General features: G+C 72.0%; 15 protein-coding genes. 9 read left to right on the top strand and 6 right to left on the bottom strand.

All coding sequences use genetic code 11. The features are described from left to right. The first annotated feature begins 124 nt into the window (after positions 1–124). Genes ACF07S_RS14680 through ACF07S_RS14670 form a run of 3 tightly spaced genes read left to right on the top strand, consistent with a single transcriptional unit; the run spans position 125 to position 3,656 of the window. The gene (locus ACF07S_RS14680) at positions 125–1,132 is read left to right on the top strand and encodes an NTP transferase domain-containing protein (RefSeq protein ID WP_391974309.1); all 1,008 of its coding nucleotides are present in this window, start codon (positions 125–127) and stop codon (positions 1,130–1,132) included. Further along, positions 1,129–2,532, top strand: coding sequence for a molybdopterin molybdotransferase MoeA (locus ACF07S_RS14675; protein ID WP_391974308.1), 1,404 nt, complete (start codon positions 1,129–1,131; stop codon positions 2,530–2,532). Before ACF07S_RS14680 ends, ACF07S_RS14675 begins: the two co-directional genes overlap by 4 nt. After that, positions 2,529–3,656: a potassium channel family protein gene (locus ACF07S_RS14670; protein ID WP_391974307.1), complete on the top strand. Its 1,128-nt coding sequence runs from the start codon at positions 2,529–2,531 to the stop codon at positions 3,654–3,656. The genes ACF07S_RS14675 and ACF07S_RS14670 overlap by 4 nt, the downstream gene beginning before the upstream one ends. 11 nt (positions 3,657–3,667) lie before the next feature. Here the strand turns inward: ACF07S_RS14670 and ACF07S_RS14665 are convergent, their stop codons facing one another. Together ACF07S_RS14665 and ACF07S_RS14660 are read right to left on the bottom strand one after the other, a co-directional pair. Further along, positions 3,668–4,516, bottom strand: a complete 849-nt coding sequence (locus ACF07S_RS14665; protein WP_391962683.1) for an ABC transporter permease — start codon at positions 4,514–4,516, stop codon at positions 3,668–3,670. Further along, on the bottom strand, positions 4,513–5,535 hold the full coding sequence (locus tag ACF07S_RS14660; protein WP_391962684.1) for an ATP-binding cassette domain-containing protein: 1,023 nt from the start codon (positions 5,533–5,535) through the stop codon (positions 4,513–4,515). The genes ACF07S_RS14665 and ACF07S_RS14660 overlap by 4 nt, the downstream gene beginning before the upstream one ends. Before the next feature lie 130 nt (positions 5,536–5,665). On the opposite strand from ACF07S_RS14660, the gene ACF07S_RS14655 reads away from it, so the two are divergent. Beyond that, positions 5,666–6,649: an NAD(P)H-quinone oxidoreductase gene (locus tag ACF07S_RS14655; protein ID WP_391974306.1), complete on the top strand. Its 984-nt coding sequence runs from the start codon at positions 5,666–5,668 to the stop codon at positions 6,647–6,649. 166 nt (positions 6,650–6,815) lie between these two features. Here ACF07S_RS14655 and ACF07S_RS14650 read toward each other — a convergent pair whose 3' ends face one another. Continuing rightward, the gene (locus ACF07S_RS14650; protein ID WP_391962686.1) at positions 6,816–7,085 is read right to left on the bottom strand and encodes a hypothetical protein; all 270 of its coding nucleotides are present in this window, start codon (positions 7,083–7,085) and stop codon (positions 6,816–6,818) included. A gap of 809 nt (positions 7,086–7,894) precedes the next feature. Between ACF07S_RS14650 and ACF07S_RS14645 the strand changes: the two genes are divergently transcribed. Continuing rightward, a complete protein-coding gene (locus ACF07S_RS14645; RefSeq protein ID WP_391962687.1) occupies positions 7,895–8,434 on the top strand; it encodes a bacterial proteasome activator family protein in 540 nt (179 codons plus the stop codon). Positions 8,435–8,545: 111 nt separating this feature from the next. Here ACF07S_RS14645 and ACF07S_RS14640 read toward each other — a convergent pair whose 3' ends face one another. Next, positions 8,546–10,201, bottom strand: coding sequence for a protein kinase (locus ACF07S_RS14640; RefSeq protein WP_391974305.1), 1,656 nt, complete (start codon positions 10,199–10,201; stop codon positions 8,546–8,548). A 346-nt stretch (positions 10,202–10,547) separates the two neighbouring features. Between ACF07S_RS14640 and ACF07S_RS14635 the strand changes: the two genes are divergently transcribed. The 4 genes from ACF07S_RS14635 (at position 10,548) to ACF07S_RS14620 (ending at position 16,237) form a co-directional block, all read left to right on the top strand. Further along, a complete protein-coding gene (locus tag ACF07S_RS14635) occupies positions 10,548–12,200 on the top strand; it encodes a protein kinase (RefSeq protein WP_391962689.1) in 1,653 nt (550 codons plus the stop codon). A 405-nt stretch (positions 12,201–12,605) separates the two neighbouring features. Beyond that, positions 12,606–13,820 carry a pyruvate dehydrogenase (acetyl-transferring) E1 component subunit alpha gene (pdhA, locus tag ACF07S_RS14630; protein WP_391962690.1) on the top strand — a complete coding sequence of 405 codons (1,215 nt, stop codon included), beginning with the start codon at positions 12,606–12,608 and terminating at the stop codon, positions 13,818–13,820. A gap of 1 nt (position 13,821) precedes the next feature. After that, positions 13,822–14,799, top strand: coding sequence for an alpha-ketoacid dehydrogenase subunit beta (locus ACF07S_RS14625; protein ID WP_391974304.1), 978 nt, complete (start codon positions 13,822–13,824; stop codon positions 14,797–14,799). 10 nt (positions 14,800–14,809) lie between these two features. Further along, complete coding sequence (locus ACF07S_RS14620) at positions 14,810–16,237, top strand: dihydrolipoamide acetyltransferase family protein (RefSeq protein WP_391962692.1); 1,428 nt, start codon at positions 14,810–14,812, stop codon at positions 16,235–16,237. Between the two features lie 116 nt (positions 16,238–16,353). Here ACF07S_RS14620 and ACF07S_RS14615 read toward each other — a convergent pair whose 3' ends face one another. Together ACF07S_RS14615 and ACF07S_RS14610 are read right to left on the bottom strand one after the other, a co-directional pair. Next, on the bottom strand, positions 16,354–17,331 hold the full coding sequence (locus ACF07S_RS14615) for a Bro-N domain-containing protein (RefSeq protein WP_391974303.1): 978 nt from the start codon (positions 17,329–17,331) through the stop codon (positions 16,354–16,356). Between the two features lie 195 nt (positions 17,332–17,526). Then, the gene (locus ACF07S_RS14610; protein ID WP_391962694.1) at positions 17,527–18,423 is read right to left on the bottom strand and encodes a D-alanyl-D-alanine carboxypeptidase family protein; all 897 of its coding nucleotides are present in this window, start codon (positions 18,421–18,423) and stop codon (positions 17,527–17,529) included. Between the last annotated feature and the right edge of the window lie 195 nt (positions 18,424–18,618).

Below are 18,618 nucleotides of genomic sequence, written 5' to 3'. Positions count from 1 at the left end.
GTTCCCGCCGCGTTCCCCGGTGTGTTCCCGCCGTGTCACCGGTCCCCCGGGCCAGTCCCGGCTTCCCCGGCCGTGTTCGTGCCCCCGCGTTCCCCGTGATCGTGGGGGCACGCATACTCGGGGGGTGACCGAGTACCAGCCACCCGGTGATCCCCTGGGCGCTCCGCCCGGGGACCCCGACGCCGCGTACGACGCCGTCGTGCTCGCCGGTGGCGCCGCCCGGCGGCTCGGGGGTGTGGACAAGCCCGGGGTACGGGTGGGCGGACGGGCGCTGCTCGACCGGGTGCTCGCGGCCTGCGCCGGCGCCCGGACCACGGTGGTCGTCGCCGGCCCCCGGCCCACCGCACGGCCCGTCGTCTGGGCCCGCGAGGACCCCCCGGGCGGCGGACCCCTGGCCGCCCTGGACGCCGGGCTCCGGCACACCACGGCCGGCCGGGTCGTCCTGCTCTCCGCCGACCTGCCGTTCCTCGGCCGCCCCACCGTCGAGGCGCTGCTGGCGTCGCTGCGCCGAGGCACGGCCGACGGCGTGCTGCTGACCGACTCCGACGGCCGGGACCAGCCCCTGGTGGCCGCGTACCGGACCGCGTCCCTGCGGCGCGGGCTGACCGCGCTCACCGACCGCCACGGCGACCTGGCGGGGCTGCCCCTGCGCCGGCTGACCGGCGCGCTCGACCTCACCCGCCTCGCCGGCCCGGTGGCGTCCTTCGACTGCGACACCTGGGACGACATCGCCACCGCCAGGGCACGCATCAGGGAGCATGGACACGTGTTGGATGAATGGATCTCCGCAGTCAAGGACGAGCTGGGCATCGATCTGGACGTCGACACCGGCGTGCTGCTCGACCTCGCCCGAGATGCCGCCCACGGCGTGGCCAGGCCCGCCGCCCCGCTGACCACCTTCCTCGTCGGCTACGCGGCCGCCCGCGCGGGCGGCGACCCGGACGCCGTCGCCGAGGCGGCCCGCAAGGCCGCGGCGCTCGCCGCCCGCTGGGCGGACGAGGACGACCCGGCCGTCACGTCCACCGCCACCGGCCGGCCCGGCGGCGCCCCGTCCACCGCCGGGCCGGCCGACGGCACGTCCGGTGATGTCACGCCCGACGCGACACCCGGCACCCGCCCGGACGCCGGATGACCGCGCATGCCACCCGGGCCGGCGAGGACGCCGATGACCTCTACGTCGAGGAGGCGCTCGCCCTCGTGAAGGAACTCCCCGACCGCACACCCGGCGCCCGCACTCCCGCTCCCCCGTCCCACGACCGGTCTCCCGAGGGCGAGTGTCCCGGCGCCCACCGGCACCACCACGCCGCCGCCTGGATCGAGGCCCGTTCCCTCGCCGAACGCGCACCGCGCCACGGCACCCGCGGCCGCGCCGGTTACCTGGCCCCGGTGTCCGTGCCCCTCGCCTCCGCTCTGGGCCTCACCCTGGCGGCCCCCCTCACCGCCCTCACCGACCTGCCCTCCTTCGACACCTCGGCGATGGACGGCTGGGCGGTCTCCGGCCCCGGACCCTGGGCCGTACGGGACGAGGGCGTTCTCGCCGGGCACACCGCACACCCGCCACTCACCGACGGCGAGGCGGTCCGTATCGCCACCGGCGCCCGGATCCCCCCGGACACCACCGCCGTCCTCCGCAGTGAACACGGCCGCGTGGACGACAAGGGCCGTCTGCACGTCACCGCCGCCACCCGGCCGCCCCACACCGTCACGCACGGCCAGGACATCCGGCCCCGCGGCCAGGAGTGCCGCAGCGGCGACCAGTTGCTGCCCGTGGGCACCCCGGTGAGCCCGCCCGTCCTGGGCATGGCCGCCGCCGCCGGATACGACACGCTCAGCGTCGTTCCCCGGCCCCGCGCCGACGTGTTCGTCCTCGGTGACGAGCTGCTGGTCGAGGGACTGCCGCACGACGGGCTGATCCGGGACGCGCTCGGCCCGCTGCTGCCGCCCTGGCTGCGCGCCCTCGGCGCGGAGGTCACCACCGTCCGCCGGGTCGGTGACGACGAGCGGGCGCTGTACGAGGCGATCACGACGTCCGACGCGGATGTCGTCGTCACCACGGGCGGCACCGCCGCCGGCCCGGTCGACCACGTCCACCCCACGCTGCGCCGCATCGACGCCGAACTCCTCGTGGACGGCGTCAAGGTGCGCCCCGGCCACCCCATGCTGCTGGCCCGCACCAAGGAGCGTCAGTACCTCGTCGGCCTGCCCGGCAACCCGCTCGCCGCCGTCTCCGGCCTGCTCACGCTCGCCGAGCCCCTGCTGCGCACCCTCGCGGCCCGCCCGGCCCCGGAGCCGCACACGCTGCCGTTGCGGGACGCTGTGAGCGGGCACCCGTACGACACGCGGCTGATCCCCGTCGCCGTGCGGGGGGACCGGGCGGTGCCCTTGCTCTACAACGGCCCGGCGATGCTGCGCGGCATCGCGGCGGCCGACGCGCTCGCCGTCGTACCTCCGGGGGGCGCACGGCCCGGTCAGGAGGCGGAACTGCTGGACCTGCCCTGGGCGTCCGGGGGGATGGGGGTGTGTTTCACGTGAAACTTCCGGGCCAGGACGCCATCGCTCGCCAGGCGGACGAACATCTGGTGACCCATCGGGTGAAACTCCCGAGGAAGATGGTGGAGCATCCGATCCGCCAGGTCACCAAGAGGCTCTCGATGGCCTTGGTGGTGCTCGTGGCGACGGCGTTCATCGTCTACGCCGACCGCGACGGCTACAACGACAACGCCGACGGGTCCCTCGACCTGCTCGACGCGTTCTACTACGCGACCGTCACCCTCTCCACCACCGGGTACGGCGACATCACGCCGGTCAGCGACGGCGCCCGGTTCACCAATATCTTCGTCGTCACGCCGTTGCGTGTGCTGTTCCTGATCATCCTGGTCGGCACCACCCTCGAGGCCCTCACCGAACGCACCCGGGAGGAGTGGCGACTGAACCGCTGGAGGTCCACTTTGCGTGATCACACCGTTGTCGTCGGGTTCGGCACCAAGGGCAGGTCCGCGATCAAGACGGTCTGCGCGACGGGGCTGTCGAAGGAGCGGGTCGTGGTGGTCGACCCCAGCGCGAAGGCGATCGAGGCGGCCACGGCGGACGGCTACGCGGGCGTGATAGGGGACGCCACGCGCAGCGAGGTCCTGAAGAGGGCCGAGGTGCAGAGGGCGCGGCAGATCATCATCGCGACGCAGCGCGACGACACGGCCGTCCTCGTGACGCTGACGGCACGGCAGCTCAACCGGGGCGCGAAGATCGTGGCCGCGGTGCGCGAGGAGGAGAACGCCCCGCTGCTGAAGCAGTCGGGTGCCGACGCGGTCATCACCAGCGCCAGTGCGGCGGGGCGGCTGCTGGGGCTCTCCGTCCTCAGCCCTTCGGCCGGCATGGTCATGGAGGACCTCATCCAGCAGGGTTCCGGGCTCGACATGGTGGAACGGCCGGTCATAAAGGCCGAGGTGGGCAAGACGCCGCGCGAGACCGCCGACCTGGTGGTGAGCGTCGTACGCGGGCACCGGGTGCTCGGCTACGACGATCCGGACGTCGGGACGCTGGAGCTGACGGACCGCTTGATCACGATCGTGCGGGCGACGCCGGGCACGCAGGTCGCGCCGGACGTTCGCCCCCTCCCGCGGGGCCCCCTCCCGCGGGGCCCCATCCCGCGGGGCTGACGCCCGCGGGGCTACTTGCGGTTGTACAGCCGCATCGTGATCGGCCCGAAGACCACCACGAACAGGCCCGCCCAGCCCAGCGTCCAGGCGATCTCGCCGGCCGGCCAGTCACCCGCCATCAGTCCGCGCACCCCGGACGCCAGGTGGGTGACGGGGCTGTTGTTGACGAACGCCTGGAGCCAGCCCGGCATGGTGCGCGGGTCGACGAAGACGTTGGACAGGAAGGTGAGCGGGAAGATCACCATCATGCTGACGCCCATCACCGACTTCTCGGTGCGCAGCATCAGCCCGAACATCGTCCAGATCCACGAGAAGGCGAACGAGAACAGCACCAGCAGCGCGATCCCGGCGAGCACACCGGCGACCCCGCCGTCGGCGCGGTAGCCGAGGATCATGCCGACGGTCAGTATCACCAGCGACGCGATGGTGTACCGCAGGGCGTCGCCGAGCAGATAGCCGACCATCGTGGACGGCCGCCAGATCGGCAGGCTGCGGAACCGGTCGAAGACGCCCTTCTCGATGTCCGTGTTCACCGAGACACCGGTGTACATCGTGATCATCACGACCGACATCACCAGGATGCCCGGCAGCAGGAACTGGATGTACTCCTTCGGCGATCCGGCCAGCGCCCCGCCGAACAGGTAGGTGTACATCACCACCATCATGATCGGGAACGCCGTGACGTCGAAGAGCTGCTCCGGCACGTGCTTGATCTTCAGGATGGCGCGCCAGCCGAAGGTCAGCGAGGCCGACCAGGCGCTGGGCCGGGGCGGGCGCTCCTTGGCGACCAGCAGTTCGGCGAGGGAGTCGGGGCGCACCGGGGCGAGCCCGCCGCTCCCGGCCGTGGTCGTGACGCTCATGCCGCCACCTCGTCCTTCGGGTCGTGGGGGGTGTTCTCGCCGGACAGGCGGGTGTCATGGCCGGTGAGGGCCAGGAACACCTCGTCCAGGCTGGGCTGGCCGAGTGAGAAGTTGTCGACGGTGACACCGCCGCGGGCCAGTTCGTTCAGCGCGTGGGCGGCCTGCTCGGCGGCGGTGTCGTGGCTCGCGGCCGCGGCGAGACGGGCGGTCAGCGCCACCGGGTCGGGCTCCAGCTGCACCCGTGCGTCGAGGGCGCGGCGCAGCAGGTCGGCGGCGAGCGGCCGCTGGCCGGGATCCCGCAGCCGCAGATGTACGGATCCGGCGCCGACGGACGCCTTCAGCTCGCCCTTGGTGCCCTCGGCGATCACCTTGCCGCGGTCGATGACGGCGATCCGGGACGCCAGCTGGTCGGCCTCGTCCAGGTACTGCGTGGTCAGCAGCACCGTGGTGCCCTGGGCGACGACCGCGCGCACGATGTCCCACACCTGGTTGCGGCTGCGCGGGTCCAGGCCGGTGGTCGGCTCGTCGAGGAACAGCAGGTCGGGGGTGTTGAGGATGGAGGCGGCGATGTCGATGCGGCGTCGCATGCCGCCCGAGTAGTGCTTGACCTGCTTCCCGGCGGCGTCCGTGAGGCCGAAGGCCTCCAGCAGCTGGGCGGCGCGGGTGCGGGCGGCGGGCTTGCGGTGACCGAGGAGCCGGCCCAGCAGGACCAGGTTCTCGGTACCGGTGAGGTCCTCGTCCACGGACGCGTACTGGCCGGTGAGGCTCACCCGGCCGCGCACCTCGTCGGCCTCGCGCACGATGTCGTGGCCGAAGACATGGGCCTGGCCGCCGTCGGGGCGCAGCAGGGTGGCGAGCATCCGCACGGTGGTGGTCTTGCCGGCGCCGTTCGGCCCGAGGACGCCGTACACGGTGCCGGCGGGAACGGCGAGATCGACTCCGTCGACGGCCCGTGTCTCACCGAAGGTCTTGACCAGGCCCGCGGTCTCGATCGCCAGGCCGGACGTCTGCGTGCTCATGCTTCGGGTCCTTCCGCGTGCTCGGGCTACGCATGGGGAGACCTTCACCGTCGCGCAAACTCATCGGTTCCGCACACGGATTCCCGCCGGCGCGAGCGGTCCCCCGGGTCCCCGGGGGTACCGTCCCCTCATGTACGCGATCACGATTCCCGAACCCGGTGGGCCCGAGGCGCTGGTGTGGGACGAGGTCCCCGACCCGGTGGCCGGTGAGGGCGAGGTCCTGGTCGAGGTGGTGGCCGGTGCCGTCAACCGGGCCGACCTGCTCCAGCGGCAGGGCTTCTACGACCCCCCGCCCGGCACGTCCCCCTACCCCGGTCTCGAGTGCTCCGGACGGATCGCCGACGTAGGTCCCGGGGTGAGCGGATGGGCGGTGGGCGACGAGGTCTGCGCGCTGCTCTCCGGCGGCGGCTACGCCGAGAAGGTCGCCGTTCCGGCCGGGCAGCTGCTGCCCGTTCCCGAAGGGCTCACCGTCGACCGGGCGGCGGCGCTGCCGGAAGTCGTCTGCACGGTCTGGTCGAACGTCTTCATGATCGCCCACCTCCGTCCCGGCGAGACCCTGCTCGTGCACGGCGGCTCCAGCGGCATCGGCACCATGGCGATCCAGCTCGCCAAGGCCGTCGGTGCGAGGGTCGCCGTCACGGCGGGCACCGAGGAGAAGCTGCGGCGCTGCGCCGAACTGGGCGCGGACATCCTGATCAACTACCGCGAGCAGGACTTCGTCGCCGAGCTGAAGCAGGCCACCGACGGCGTCGGCGCGGACGTCATCCTCGACAACATGGGCGCCAAGTACCTCGACCGCAACGTCCGGGCCCTCGCCGTCAACGGCCGGCTCGCGATCATCGGCATGCAGGGCGGTGTCAAGGGCGAGCTGAACATCGGCGCCCTGCTCGGCAAGCGCGCCGCCATCAGCGCGACCACGCTGCGCGCGCGGCCGGCGGAGGAGAAGGCCGCGATCGTGGCGGCGGTACGCGAACACGTCTGGCCGCTCGTCGCCGGCGGCCACGTCCGCCCCGTCGTCGACCGTGAGATCCCCATGCCGGACGCGGCCAGTGCCCACCGGGTGGTGGAGGACAGCGGCCACATCGGCAAGGTGCTGCTGGTGACGCCGAGCTGAGGCGGGGCGCCCGCCGTACCCGAAGGCCGCGGTGCCGCCCTCCCGCGGTGCCCCCGGCCCCGTGGCCGGTGGTGCGGGCGCGCCGGGCGGGCACCGAGGCCGGGCGCTCTTCACGCCGCCCTGACGCGGCTGCGGGGCGCACGGCCCCACCGCCCGCCCGCCGGGCTCAGGACACGCCGCCGCCCTGGCGCATGCGGAGGGCGACGAAGGCGAGGCCCAGGCCGAGGCCGATGAGCATCAGACCGCTGCCGAGCGGCAGGACCCGCAGGACGGGCTCGACGGCGGGCCGGCTGCCCGAGACGGCGTTCGGCGCGGCCGGCCGCGAGGAGGCGGCGGGCACCGGGGCCGCCTCCTGCGACGCCGCCGTGCCCGGGACGGTGCCGGCCCCGTCCCCCGGCCGCGGCGCGCCGGTCCGGTCGTCCGGCCGCTCGGTCACGTCGCCGGCCCCCACGACCCCGTCGCCCGCCTCGCCCCGTCCCTCCCGCTCACGTGCCCCGGTGTCCCGTCGCTCCTCCCGCCGCTGATCCCGCCGCTCCTCCCTCGGTGCCTCACGCCGCCCGGGCCGTTCCCGGCCCTCGCCCGGCCGGCTCCCGGCCCGGGACGGCTCCTCGGAGGGCGACGCGGTGGGCAACGCGGTGGGCGACGACGTGGGCGACGACGTGGGGGAGGACGAGGAGGAGGGCGAGCGGGACGCGAACCGGGCCACCGGGCCGGGACCGTGTCCGGACGCGACCCGTCGCGCCGGCCGGGGCCCGCCCCCGTCACCTGCCGACGACCGGTCCTCGCCGGGCGCCGACCGCGCCGGACCGGCGCTCCCCGCGGCACCCGCACCGCCTGTGCCCGCCCCGTTTCCGGCGCCGCCCGCACCACTCCCCACACCCCCCGTGCTCCGCGCCGGGCCCGCCCCCGGTACCCCCTCCACCTCGTACGCCACCGCCGTACCGACGGGCGGCGCCCCGGGTCCGTACGGCATCACCGCCGCCCCCGCTCCCAGAACAACCGTCGCCCCCACTACACGCAGCCATGGAGTCACGACCGTGACCTCCCGCGCCGACCGGTGCTTTCTCACACCGCCGGCAAGATGGGCCGGATGGACGCCCAACAGCCTCGCATTCCCATATACACGCGGCATTCCGGATACACCCGTCAGGTCTACCCCCGGAGCCGATGCGCTCCCGCACCCCTCTCCGGCCACTTACGGGGGCACCACCGAAGCCGGTCACGGGCGTGCGCGACAATGGCGGCATGGAGATGCCGAGGAACGAACGGTCGCCGGAGAATCCGCAGATCCTGGTCGTCGGCCAGGACGGCATGGCGCTCAGCGGCGGCGCCGGGGACGAGGACTCGCGCGAGACCTCGGTGACCGAGCAGGTCCAGCAGCCGGCGAAGGTCATGCGGATCGGCAGCATGATCAAGCAGTTGCTGGAGGAGGTGCGGGCGGCCCCCCTCGACGAGGCCAGCCGGGCCCGGCTCAAGGAGATCCACGCCAGTTCGGTGAAGGAGCTGGAGGACGGCCTGGCTCCGGAGCTGGTCGAGGAGCTGGAGCGGCTCTCCCTGCCCTTCACGGACGAGGTCACCCCGAGCGACGCCGAACTGCGGATCGCCCAGGCCCAGCTGGTGGGCTGGCTGGAGGGCCTCTTCCACGGCATCCAGACCACGCTCTTCGCCCAGCAGATGGCCGCCCGCGCCCAGCTGGAACAGATGCGCCGCGCCCTTCCCCCGGGCGTCGGCGACGGCCAGGAGGAACCCCACATCGGCGGTCGCTCGGGCGGCCCGTACCTGTAGCACGCGTCCCACCGTCCCCCGTCCCCCGACCCACCGTCCCGCCGAACAGCGCGAAGGGGCCCGGCAGCACCTGCCGGGCCCCTTCGCCGTCCCGCCGCGTGCGGGCGGGGGTCAGGACGGAGGGTTGCCCGTCGAGACCTTGAAGGTGATCACCGGCATGTCCTGGGGGTCGACGTCCGTGCCGGCCGGCGGGAACTGCTCCCGGACGGACCCCTCGCCGTAGGTGTTCTCGTCCACCTTGACGATCTTGAAGTCGCCCCAGCCGGCGGCCTGGAGGCATTCCTTCACGGACGAGATGTGCTTGAACTTGAAGTTGGGAAGCCGGATCTTGTCGGGGTCGTTGTACGACTCCTGCGGCTCCTCGCACTCTTCCTTGTCGATCGTCTTCGTCGTGTCCGGTCCGCGGTAGCCCGCCGCCTGGCCGGCCGACGCCGACGCCGAGGCGCCGCTGCCTCCGCCGCCCTGCGGGTCCTTCTCGCCACCGTTCATCATCAGGGCCGTGACCAGGCCGCCGACGGCGACCAGGGACACCACGACCGAGCCGATGATCACCGACTTGTTCCGGCCGCCGCCCGACCCGCCCGAAGCCGGGGCCTGGGGCGTGAGGTTGTACGGCGGCGGCGTCGACGAACCCTGCTGCGGCGCGTACGCCGCCGGGCCGGGCGTCGGATAGCCGCCCTGCTGCGGATAGCCGTACGCCGGGGACGGCGTGGACGGCGCCGGTGTGCCGTACGGGTTCTGGTGCGGTGACGGCGTCGGCTGGTACGGCGTCTGCACGTTGCCCGTCGGGGCCGGGTTCGCCTGGTCGACCGGCGGGAACACCGCGGAGCCGACGCCCGCGCCGCTCTGTGCCCGCGCGCCCGGGACGATGCTCGGCGGGGCCGCGTGGAAGGACTGCGCCACCCGCAGGCACTCCCCGCGCATGGCCTCCGCGCTGGGGAAACGCTCGTTGGGGTTCTTCTTCAGCGCGCGGGTGATCAGCGCGTCCACGGCCGGCGGCAGCGAGCGGTTGATCGAGGACGCGGTCGGCGGCTCCTCCTGCACATGCGCGTACGCGATGGCCAGGGGCGAATCCGCGTCGAACGGCAGCCGCCCGGTGACCAGCTGGAACAGCATGATGCCGACCGAGTACAGGTCGGAGCGCGCGTCGACGCCGCGGCCGAGCGCCTGCTCCGGCGAGAGGTACTGCGGGGTGCCGACGACCATGCCGGTCTGTGTCATCGACGTCACACCGGACTGCATGGCGCGGGCGATGCCGAAGTCCATCACCTTGACCACGCCGCGCTTGGTCATCATCACGTTGCCCGGCTTGATGTCCCGGTGGACCAGCCCCATCTCGTGGCTGATCTCCAGGGCCGCCAGCACGTCCGCGGTGATCTTCAGCGCCTTGTCGGCGGGCATCGCGCCCTGCTGCCGCACGTCCTCGTCGAGCACCGACCCCAGCGGACGGCCCTCGACGTACTCCATGACGATGTACGGCATCGTCATGCCGTCCACATCGTCCTCACCGGTGTCGAAGACCGAGACGATGTTGGTGTGCGTGAGCTTCGCCACGGACTGGGCCTCGCGCCGGAAACGCTCGCGGAACGCCTGCTCCCGGCCGAGTTCCGTGTGCAGTGTCTTGATGGCGACCTGGCGGTCGAGCACGCTGTCGTAGGCGAGGTGCACCGACGCCATGCCGCCCTGGCCGAGCAGGTCCCGCAGTTGGTAACGGCCACCGGCGAGCGCCCGCCCCGCGTACTGGCCCTGTGCGCCGTCCTGGCTCATGTTCCGCGTCCCCCGTAGCCTCTCCGGCGCCGCCGTCGGTGACTGCTTCGTCGTAGATCCAATGTGCTATTCCCGGCCAAGTCTGCCCGAGGGCACCGACACGTCAAGCGCGGTGCCCGATCCGTGACCGTACGCGAAGGAAGCGTCGCGGAAGCGTTACAGCGGTCGTGCGGCCGGTACACGGAATTTGCACGACGGCACGGAGTGGGGGTTTCATGGCCGGTCCGTCTTGTGCCGGCCCCGGCCTCCCGTCTCGGACCGGAGGTCCCCGTGGAGGCTGTAGCGTGGCCGACGGAGACCGTAACAACACCGCGCGCACCGCGGGCAGAAACGACGGCGAGGACTGATGGCACAGCAGCAGCGCGCTCAGGGCCCGTCCGACCCCGAGGCGACTGGCGGCGGCATCTCGGACGCGCCGGACAACTGGGGCAACGGCGGGCTTGTCGGCGACGGCCGGTACCGGCTGACCCACAGACTCGGCCGGGGCGGCATGGCCGAGGTGTTCGCCGCCGAGGACGTACGCCTCGGGCGCACCGTCGCCGTGAAGCTGCTCCGCTCCGACCTCGCCGAGGACCCCGTGTCCAAGGCGCGCTTCACGCGCGAGGCGCAGTCGGTGGCCGGTCTCAACCACCACGCGATCGTCGCCGTGTACGACTCCGGCGAGGACGTGGTCGGCGGCCAGTCCGTGCCGTACATCGTGATGGAGCTGGTCGAGGGCCGCACCATCCGTGACCTGCTGCTGAACGCCGAGGCGCCCGGTCCCGAGCAGGCACTGATCATCGTCTCCGGTGTCCTGGAGGCGCTCGCCTACTCGCACCAGCACGGCATCGTGCACCGCGACATCAAGCCGGCCAACGTCATCATCACCCACAACGGCGCGGTGAAGGTGATGGACTTCGGCATCGCCCGCGCGCTGCACGGCGCGTCCACGACGATGACGCAGACCGGCATGGTCATGGGCACCCCGCAGTACCTCTCGCCGGAGCAGGCGCTCGGCAAGGCCGTCGACCACCGCTCCGACCTGTACGCCACCGGCTGCCTGATGTACGAGCTGCTGGCGCTGCGGCCCCCCTTCACCGGTGAGACGCCGCTGTCGGTGGTCTACCAGCACGTCCAGGACATCCCCACGCCTCCGTCGGAGGCCTCGGACGCCTGTCCGCCGGAGCTGGACGGGCTGGTCATGCGCTCCCTCGCCAAGGAGCCCGACGACCGCTTCCAGACGGCCGAGGAGATGCGCGGGCTGATCCAGTACGCGCTGCAGATGCTCTACGAGCAGGGCGGTCACACCGGCACCTGGAACACCGGTCCGGTGCACCTGCACGAGGGCCGGAACACCGCCGGGGCGGGCTTCGCGGGCACGACCGCGATGGCGCACCCGGACGCCTCCAGCACGGCGGCCATCCCGCAGCCGATCCTGCCCACCGGGTACGGCGGCGGGGACGACGGCGGCTTCGAGGGCCACGGCAACCAGGGCAGCGGACGCGGCAAGCTGTGGGTCCTCGCCGTCCTCGCGGTGATCGCCGTCGCGGCGGGCGTCGCCCTGGCGCTCAACGGCGACGGCAAGGGCGAGGGCGGGGGCGGGGACAGGTCCACCACGTCCCCGTCGGTCTCGCAGAGCGCCGAGGACAAGAAGTCCAGCAAGACCCCGAGTGACGAAGCGACCGAGGAGACGGCCGACCCCGGTACGGACCCGGGCGCGGGCACGGGCGGCAACGGTGACTGGGTCCCGTCGTACGAGCCCACCGAGACGCCGTCGCAGCCGGAGACGGAGGAGCCGAGCGACCCGCCGCCGGCCACGCAGCCGACCGAGACGGGCGGCACGGACACCGGCGGCACCGACACCGGCGGCACGGACGCGGGCGGCACGGATGCCGGTGGCACGGACGCGGGCGGCACGGATGCCGGTGGCACGGACGCGGGCGGCACCGACGCCGGCGGGACGGACACCGGCGGCGCGGCCGGCGAGCCCGGAACCACCGTGGGCAGCGTGGGCGGCTGACCGCCCCCTCCCGCAGTACGGCCCCCCGGACGGGGGGCCGACGTGTTTGTGGGCCACGCCGGAAAATCGGCCCTTCCCGTGCCCGGGGTGGCCGGGATAACGTGCCGTTGCTCCGGCCTCCTGCGAGGCTGTGACCAGCGCAGCTTCCGCACCTTCCGCGATTTACTTGGAAATCCAAGCAAAATCGCAGGTCAGATGGGGTTTCACAGAAATGTGGAGCACTGGGTACCGTGCCTATTGCAGGGCGCTCGCCGGGGCAGCTGTCACGCCTGTTCCCGGCCGAGCGGTACCCACCCCGTACCCGGTGGTCGAGAACGGTGAGCCGCTCCCCCCACGCTCTGAACAGCAGGGGGGACCCCAGGCCCATCGGCAACCCCGGGGGGCCGGACCGACGGAGGAGCACACGTGACCGTGGAGAGCACTGCCGCGCGCACACCGCGACGCAGCGCCGGAACGAAGGCCGGCACCACCGGCACCAAGCGCACCAGCAGCACCGCCAAGAAGACCACAGGCGCCGGGAAGAAGGCCGGGAGCACCGAGCCCGCCCTCGTGCAGCTGCTGACGCCCGAGGGCAAGCGCGTCAGCAACGCCGAGTTCGACCCGTATGTCGCCGGTGTCACCGCGGAGGAGCTGCGCGGCCTGTACCGCGACATGGTGCTCACCCGCCGCTTCGACGCCGAGGCCACCGCGCTCCAGCGTCAGGGCGAGCTGGGTCTGTGGGCCTCGCTGCTCGGCCAGGAGGCGGCGCAGATCGGCTCCGGCCGGGCGCTGCGCGACGACGACTACGTCTTCCCCACCTACCGTGAGCACGGCGTGGCCTGGTGCCGCGGGGTGGACCCGACGAACCTGCTCGGCATGTTCCGCGGCGTCAACAACGGCGGCTGGGACCCGAACGGGAACAACTTCCACCTGTACACGATCGTCATCGGCTCGCAGGCGCTGCACGCCACGGGCTACGCGATGGGCATCACCAAGGACGGCGCGGACAGCGCGGTCATCGCCTACTTCGGCGACGGTGCCTCCAGCCAGGGCGACGTGGCCGAGGCCTTCACCTTCTCCGCGGTCTACAACGCCCCGGTGGTGTTCTTCTGCCAGAACAACCAGTGGGCGATCTCCGAGCCGACCGAGAAGCAGTCCCGCGTGCCGCTGTACCAGCGCGCGCAGGGCTTCGGCTTCCCCGGCGTCCGGGTGGACGGCAACGACGTGCTGGCGAACCTGGCCGTCACCAAGTGGGCCCTGGAGCGGGCCCGCGCCGGTGAGGGCCCGACGCTGGTCGAGGCGTTCACCTACCGCATGGGCGCGCACACCACCTCCGACGACCCGACCCGGTACCGGGGTGACGAGGAGCGGCTGGCCTGGGAGGCCAAGGACCCGATCCTGCGTCTACGCCGCTATCTCGAGGCCTCAAACCACGCGGACGAGGGATTCTTCGCGGAACTGGAGACCGAGAGCGAGGCGTTGGGCAAACGAGTGCGCGAAGCGGTCCGCGCCATGCCTGACCCGGACCACTTCGCCATCTTCGAGAACGTGTACGCGGACGGACACGCGCTCGTGGACGAGGAGCGGGCGCAGTTCGCCGCCTACCAGGCGTCGTTCGCGGACGCAGACGGGGGTAAGTGAGATGGCAGAGAAGATGGCCCTGGCCAAGGCGATCAACGAGTCGCTGCGGCGCGCCCTGGACACGGACCCCAAGGTCCTCGTCATGGGTGAGGACGTGGGCAAGCTCGGCGGCGTGTTCCGGGTGACGGACGGGCTGCAGAAGGACTTCGGCGAGAGCCGCGTCATCGACACCCCGCTCGCCGAGTCGGGCATCGTCGGCACGGCGATCGGCCTGGCCCTGCGCGGCTACCGCCCGGTGGTGGAGATCCAGTTCGACGGCTTCGTCTTCCCGGCGTACGACCAGATCGTCACGCAGCTCGCGAAGATGCACGCCCGCTCGCTGGGCAAGGTCAAGCTGCCCGTGGTCGTGCGCATCCCCTACGGCGGCGGCATCGGCGCGGTGGAGCACCACTCGGAGTCCCCGGAGTCGCTCTTCGCGCACGTCGCCGGCCTGAAGATCGTCAGCCCCTCCAACGCGGCGGACGCGTACTGGATGATGCAGCAGGCCATCCAGAGCGACGACCCGGTGATCTTCTTCGAGCCCAAGCGGCGCTACTGGGACAAGGGCGAGGTCGACACCGAGGCGATCCCGGGCCCGCTGCACACCGCGCGCGTGGTGCGCGAGGGCGCGGACCTGACGCTCGTCGCCTACGGCCCGATGGTGAAGCTCTGCCAGGAGGTCGCCGACGCGGCGGCCGAGGAGGGCCGCTCCCTGGAGGTGCTCGACCTGCGCTCGGTCTCCCCGATCGACTTCGACGCGATCCAGGCGTCCGTGGAGAGGACGCGCCGCCTGGTCGTCGTCCACGAGGCGCCGGTGTTCTTCGGTTCCGGCGCGGAGATCGCCGCGCGGATCACGGAGCGCTGCTTCTACCACCTGGAGGCGCCGGTGCTGCGGGTGGGCGGCTACCACGCCCCGTACCCGCCGGCCCGACTGGAGGAGTCCTACCTCCCCGACCTGGACCGGGTGCTCGATGCCGTCGACCGCTCGCTGGCGTACTGAGGAGAGGGTCGTGACGACGATGACGGACGCGTCCGTACGCGAGTTCAAGATGCCGGACGTGGGGGAGGGCCTCACCGAGGCCGAGATCCTCAAGTGGTACGTCCAGCCCGGCGACACGGTCACCGACGGCCAGGTGGTCTGCGAGGTCGAGACGGCGAAGGCGGCCGTCGAACTGCCCATCCCCTACGACGGCGTGGTCCGCGCGCTGCACTTCCCCGAGGGCACCACGGTCGACGTGGGCACGTCCATCATCGCGGTGGACGTCTCGGGCGGCGCGGCGCCGGAGGCACCCGTACCGGCCGTCGCGCCGGAGCCCGCGGCGGAGCAGCCCGCGGCCGAGGAGCCGACCGCCCACGGCGCGGGCCGCCAGCCCGTCCTGGTCGGCTACGGCGTGGCGACGTCATCCACGCGCCGCCGCCCGCGCAAGCAGGCGGCCCCGGACACCGCGGCCCGGCAGGCGGCGGCGGCCGTTCACGCGGAACTGAACGGCCACACCGCCGTTCCCGCCCAGGCCTCCGCCCCGGCCCCCGTCGCCGGGGCGGCGCGCCCGCTGGCCAAGCCCCCGGTGCGCAAGCTGGCGAAGGACCTGGGTGTCGACCTGACCACGGTCACCCCGACCGGCCCGGACGGCGTCATCACCCGCGAGGACGTCCACGCGGCGGTGGCGGCCCCGCAGGAGCCGGCCGCCCCGGCGGCCGCACCCGCTCCGGCGGCCGCTCCGGTGTCGTACGACACCACCCGGGAGACCCGTATCCCGGTCAAGGGGGTCCGCAAGGCCACGGCGGCGGCGATGGTCGGCTCGGCGTTCACCGCGCCGCACGTCACCGAGTTCGTGACGGTGGACGTGACCCGCACGATGAGGCTGGTCGAGGAGCTCAAGCAGGACAAGGAGTTCGCGGGCCTGCGCGTGAACCCCCTGCTGCTGATCGCCAAGGCCCTGCTGGTCGCGATCAGACGGAACCCCGACATCAACGCCTCCTGGGACGAGACGGCCCAGGAGATCGTGGTCAAGCACTACGTCAACCTGGGCATCGCGGCGGCCACCCCGCGCGGCCTGATCGTCCCGAACATCAAGGACGCCCACGCCAAGACGCTGCCGCAGCTCGCCGAGTCCCTGGGCGAGCTGGTGTCGACGGCCCGGGAGGGCAGGACCTCCCCGGCGGCGATGCAGGGCGGCACGGTGACGATCACCAACGTCGGCGTCTTCGGTGTCGACACGGGCACGCCGATCCTCAACCCCGGTGAGTCCGCGATCCTCGCGGTCGGTGCGATCAAGCTCCAGCCGTGGGTGCACAAGGGCAAGGTCAAGCCCCGGCAGGTCACCACGCTCGCCCTGTCCTTCGACCACCGCCTGGTCGACGGCGAACTGGGCTCCAAGGTCCTGGCGGACGTGGCCGCCGTCCTGGAACAGCCGAAGCGGTTGATCACCTGGGCGTGAGGGCCGCGAACCGAGTAGGTTCTTCACAGGAGGGGCGCCGCAAGCTGGAGTTGCGACGCCCCTCCTGCCGACCGGGCCGCCGTGCCGGGCCGCCGTGCCGGGCCGCCGTGCCGGGCTCAGACCTGGTGGAGCACGTACACCGGAGCCCCGTCCTCGCTCCCGCCCCGGGAGTGGATGCAGGCGTGCTTGCGCAGCAGCCGGAGGCATTCGTTGACGCGGCGCACGGAAAGCCCCGTACGGGCGGCGACCGACTCCAGCGGCTCGCGCAGCTCACCCTTCTCGACGAGCACCGGGGCGATGGCCACGGCCACCGCCCACACGTCCTGCGTGACGGACAGCCGTTGCCGCCAGTCGGCCAGCACGGACTCCGTGGTGGGCGGTGCCGTGACGTGGCCACGGGGCGTCCGGCGCTCGAGGACGAGGGCGTCGAACCGGTCCACGATGCGTTCCACCGCCCGCACCATGGCCTGTTGCACGGCGAGGGTGGCCTGCCGGGTCGCCAGCATCTCCCGCTGCAGGGCCACCGTCTCCTTCTGCAACGCGATCGATTCACGCTGCCCGCCGGCCAGCTCCTCATCCAGTCGAAGGTTGTGCGCCTCCAGCCGGACGATGGCCTCGGCGACCTGTTCCGGCATGGCGTAGGCGATGGGGGCACCCGGTTCGGGAGATTGCACCTCGGCCTCCGCCAGGGTGTAGTGACCCTCCCGTTGCACGGTTTCGATCACCTCGGCCACCCACTGCTTGAAGGGCGCGCAGGCCGGTTTCGTGCAGGCGTTGACAAGCAGGATCAGACCTTGGAGGTCGATGAGTTGCAGGTCTCGTCGCCAGCTCCTACCTGCGGGAATGCTGAGACAGTGACTTCCAGTCACTGTCTCGAGATTGTCTCGATGGTCTTCCGGGACATGGTCGAGGAGCGCCTTTCGGGGCGTGGTGTAGCCCAACCGCTTGCAGACGTCCACCGCTGGGAACCAGTGGTTTCCGTCCGGCGTGGTCAGCCTCCGGACCCGTTCTCCGGTCGCCGCGTACACGAAGTCGCTGACGTCGATCGCCTCGTGCCGCTCGGCACGGTCCGGTCGCCTGCTCGGCTCGTTCATATGAACCACCTCCGCCGGGAACGTAAAGCGGGGCGGAGGGCATATGCCAGCCGGTTCGGGGATGTTCACGACTGCGAGCGAAGATGATGGAAACCGCTGTACCGGCTGACGGGAGCCGGTATGGCGGACGGCGGCGCCGGACACGGAAGAGGGGCCCGCGGGTGACTGTGGGCCCCTCTCGTGTTCCGCGCGCTGTCAGATCTTGCCGAAGCCGTAGCTCAGGAGCCTCTTCGCGTCCGTCTCGCGCTGGGTGGCGGAGGTCGACGCGAGAACCGTGCCGATGACCGTCTTGCCGTTCCGCGTCGCGGCGAAGACCAGGCAGTACTTGGCCTCCGGGCCCGAGCCGGTCTTCACGCCGATCGTGCCGCTGTAACTGCTGAGCAGCGTGTTGGTGTTGTTCCACGGCGCCATCGTGCGGGTGCCGCCCGTCTTGGTGACGGTCTTCGCGGTGTACTTCTTCGTCTTCACGATCGAGCGGAACGTGGAGCTCTTCATCGCACTGCTGGCGATCTTCGTCAGGTCGCGCGGCGTGGAGTAGTTCTTGCCGTTGCCGATGCCGTCGAAGGAGTCGAAGCTGGTGTTCGCCAGGCCCAGCTTCTTCGCCTCCGAGTTCATCTTGCCGATGAACGACTTCACGCGGGCCGAACGCGTCGAGCCCGTGCCGAACTTGTCCGCGAGCGCGTACGCCGCGTCGCAGCCGGACGGCAGCATCAGCCCGTAGAGCAGCTGGCGCACGGTGACCTTGTCGCCGACGATCAGGCGCGCCGACGAGGCGTTGTGCTTCACGATGTAGTCGCTGTACGCCATCTGGATCGTGACCTTGGCGTCCAGGTTCAGGTTCTTCTGCGCGAGCACGACCTTCGCGGTCATGATCTTCGTCGTCGAGCCGGTCGAGAGAGGCGTGTCCGCCTTCTTCGTGTACAGCGACTTGCCGTTCCCGTTGTTCATCACGTAGCCGCCCTTGGCGACGATCGTGGGCGCGGAAGCGGCCTGCGCGGGCGCAGCGTAGAGGGCTCCGGACGCGAGTACGGCGCCGGTGGTCACGGCGACGCCGACGGCTCTGCGGAGACGGATGGCCTGAATGCCGTTCATCAAGTGAGATACCCCGATTGAGTTGAATGCCCCAATGGTGCGGTGGTGTTGGACTGCGACCGCATGGGGGCCGCACCTGTCCGACCCGTGACGCGCGCGGATGGTTGTACGCGGATCGGGATCGTTTCCCGCTTCCCCTGGTCCGCATCGTGGACGGAGGCTTCCATGCGTACGTGTTGTATCTATCCTGTCGGT

Source organism: Streptomyces sp. NPDC016640 (assembly GCF_043076215.1).
Taxonomy (GTDB): Bacteria; Actinomycetota; Actinomycetes; order Streptomycetales; family Streptomycetaceae; genus Streptomyces.
This window is presented reverse-complemented; position numbering and strand designations above follow the sequence as displayed.

What these genes read in the sequence shown, in the direction of transcription:
- ACF07S_RS14655 (WP_391974306.1), top strand. Translation starts at nt 5,666, where the DNA reads ATGTACGCGATCACGATTCCCGAACCCGGTGGGCCCGAGGCGCTGGTG.
- ACF07S_RS14675 (WP_391974308.1), top strand. Translation starts at nt 1,129, where the DNA reads ATGACCGCGCATGCCACCCGGGCCGGCGAGGACGCCGATGACCTCTAC.
- ACF07S_RS14665 (WP_391962683.1), bottom strand. Translation starts at nt 4,516, where the DNA reads ATGAGCGTCACGACCACGGCCGGGAGCGGCGGGCTCGCCCCGGTGCGC.
- ACF07S_RS14610 (WP_391962694.1), bottom strand. Translation starts at nt 18,423, where the DNA reads ATGAACGGCATTCAGGCCATCCGTCTCCGCAGAGCCGTCGGCGTCGCC.
- ACF07S_RS14625 (WP_391974304.1), top strand. Translation starts at nt 13,822, where the DNA reads ATGGCAGAGAAGATGGCCCTGGCCAAGGCGATCAACGAGTCGCTGCGG.
- ACF07S_RS14615 (WP_391974303.1), bottom strand. Translation starts at nt 17,331, where the DNA reads ATGAACGAGCCGAGCAGGCGACCGGACCGTGCCGAGCGGCACGAGGCG.
- ACF07S_RS14640 (WP_391974305.1), bottom strand. Translation starts at nt 10,201, where the DNA reads ATGAGCCAGGACGGCGCACAGGGCCAGTACGCGGGGCGGGCGCTCGCC.
- ACF07S_RS14635 (WP_391962689.1), top strand. Translation starts at nt 10,548, where the DNA reads ATGGCACAGCAGCAGCGCGCTCAGGGCCCGTCCGACCCCGAGGCGACT.
- ACF07S_RS14660 (WP_391962684.1), bottom strand. Translation starts at nt 5,535, where the DNA reads ATGAGCACGCAGACGTCCGGCCTGGCGATCGAGACCGCGGGCCTGGTC.
- ACF07S_RS14645 (WP_391962687.1), top strand. Translation starts at nt 7,895, where the DNA reads ATGGAGATGCCGAGGAACGAACGGTCGCCGGAGAATCCGCAGATCCTG.